We start from the raw sequence: 1748 nt of genomic DNA, 5'->3' as shown, positions 1-1748 counted from the left end.
TGCTGAATATCAGGGAGATGCGCAACATCAATGATGCCCATGGCTATGACATCGGTGACCATCTGCTGGTCAAGATGGCGCGTCACCTCGAAAAACGCCTCTGCCAGGCCACCCTGATCGGCCGCATCAGCGGCGACCAGTTCATCCTCTTCCTGCCCGATGACCCGGCCTTGCCACTCCGCGACCGTCTCGATGAACTGGCCGACATCTTCCATCAGCCGGTACGAATCATGGACTTCGTCATCGAAGTCGCGTCCCGCTGCGGCTACACCCTGCTCGGCGAGGACGAACGCAGCGCCGAAACCCTGCTGCACGAAGTGGAGATCACCCTGCACGAGGCCCGCCAGCAGGACAGCAGTGTTTTTCATCCCTACAATCGGGAGATGGACCTGGTCGCGCAACAGCGCGTCGCCCTGACCCGCGACCTTCGCCGAGCGCTGGAGGAGGACCAGTTCGAGTTGCACTACCAGCCCAAGGTGGATCTCGCCACCGGCGAGGTGATCGCCTGCGAGGCGCTGATCCGCTGGGTCCACCCCGAGCGCGGCATGCAGATGCCCGGCCAGTTCATCCCCGTGGCCGAACAGAGCATGTTGATCGGTCCGATCGGCGACTGGGTGCTCTTCCAGGCCTGCCGCCACCTCCGCGAGTGGCAGGAGGCGGGCCTCGACCTGGTGCGGGTCTCGGTGAATATCTCGGTAGACCAGTTCCGCCCGGGCGACTTCCCCCGGAAGGTACGAGAGGCCCTCGAGACCTATGACATCGACCCGGCGTCACTGACCCTCGAGATCACCGAAAGCATCTTCAGCGAACAATCCGAGGCGCTGCGCCAGCAGATCAATGACCTGCATGCCATGGGGCTGCGGCTCTCCCTGGACGACTTCGGCACCGGCTATTCGTCGCTGCTCTATCTCAAGCAATACCCCTTCGACGAGATCAAGATCGACATGGGATTCGTCCGTCGAATCCTCGACGAGCCCCTGAACCGCAACATCGTGTCGATGATCCTGGGCATCAGCAAGGTGCTGGGGACCGACACCGTGGCGGAAGGCGTGGAGAATGCCGCCGTGCGTGATGCGCTGCTCGAGTTGGGTTGCCGGATCGGCCAGGGTTACTATTACAGCATGCCCCTGGAAGTGGAGGACTTCCGCTGGCTGCTCGAGAAACATGCCCGCCTGCCCCTGGCGCCACTCCCTCCCACAAGGGGGTCATGAAATGATGCATGATGACCGAGGAAGCCCGCCGCGAGGAGATTCAATGAACGACACCGGCACGACAGCAGAGCACGGACTCGTCAAGCGAGCCACCGGCATTGTCCACCTGGACATGGTCACCCATGGCGGGTTGCCGGCCGGTGGCGCGACCCTGGTGCTCGGCGAACCCGGCTGCGGGAAGACCATCCTCGGCCTGCAGATCCTGGCCAGCGCCCTGACACGCGGCGAGGGCGGCGCCTTCATGAGCTTCGAGGAGTCCCGCGAGCAGATCCTGCGCAATGCCGATACCTTCCATTGGGGCCGTCGCCTGCGCGAGTCGTCGCGCTGCGAGATCATCGATGCCCAATCGATTCAAATGGCCGAATATTCCGGCGCCTTCAACATCGAGGGTCTGCTCGGGGACCTGGATCGTCCTCGACGGCATCGATCAACTGCTGCGTCGACAGCCGAACGGCCAGCAGGCCATCGACCAGATCGCCCGGCTCAACGACTGGAGCATCCAGCATGACTACTCGCTCCTGTTGACCGGCAAGCATG

Annotated in this window: 2 protein-coding genes; both read left to right on the top strand. The window is 63.1% G+C overall.

The window, feature by feature from the left end; translation table 11 throughout:
• The coding region (locus ACESMD_RS07215) for a putative bifunctional diguanylate cyclase/phosphodiesterase (protein WP_372611722.1) at nucleotides 1-1211 on the top strand (1211 nt) is incomplete at its 5' end.
• Between the two features lie 43 nt (nucleotides 1212-1254).
• Nucleotides 1255-1719, top strand: coding sequence for an RAD55 family ATPase (locus ACESMD_RS07210; RefSeq protein WP_372611720.1), 465 nt, complete (start codon nucleotides 1255-1257; stop codon nucleotides 1717-1719).
• Nucleotides 1720-1748: the final 29 nt, after the last annotated feature.

Source organism: Halomonas sp. (assembly GCF_041689495.1).
Classification (GTDB): domain Bacteria; phylum Pseudomonadota; class Gammaproteobacteria; order Pseudomonadales; family Halomonadaceae; genus Halomonas.
This window is presented reverse-complemented; position numbering and strand designations above follow the sequence as displayed.

Bases quoted from the DNA above. Each gene is read 5' to 3' on its own strand.
- ACESMD_RS07210 (WP_372611720.1), top strand. From the start codon at position 1,255: ATGAACGACACCGGCACGACAGCAGAGCACGGACTCGTCAAGCGAGCC.